Origin of the sequence: Acinetobacter johnsonii, from assembly GCF_048551975.1 — a bacterium.
GTDB lineage: Bacteria > Pseudomonadota > Gammaproteobacteria > Pseudomonadales > Moraxellaceae > Acinetobacter > Acinetobacter johnsonii_A.
The window spans coordinates 1-296 of the sequence record NZ_JBIMCF010000162.1 but is presented as its reverse complement, the minus strand read 5'-3'; the positions used below and the strand labels follow the sequence as shown (position 1 = coordinate 296).

Annotated in this window: 1 pseudogene; it reads left to right on the top strand. The window is 41.9% G+C overall.

Going from position 1 to position 296, the window contains the following annotated elements:
• Positions 1-193, top strand: a pseudogene (locus tag ACG9ZB_RS17060) (sensor histidine kinase); the annotation flags it as partial.
• Between the last annotated feature and the right edge of the window lie 103 nt (positions 194-296).

Here is a 296-nt window from a genome sequence, read left to right as displayed (position 1 = left end):
GGGGACAGCAGGGGAGAAAGGTACGGGGCTAGGTCTGGTGTTGAGTAAGCGGTTTGTTGAGTTGAATAAAGGTGAAATTTCAGACACAACGAAAGACGGTGTAGGTTCAACTTTAATCGTCAGCCTGCCCCGTTCGAACAGCGCACATCAAGCATTGTCACTTGTGACATCTCAGCAAGAATTTAGTGAATAATCATACTTTTCTTATAAAATAATTCGCCTAATCTCATGATCTGCTGTTATCAATAACCAAAACAATGCGAAAGAGTCGATCATGAATGCTGAGCAATTGCAAA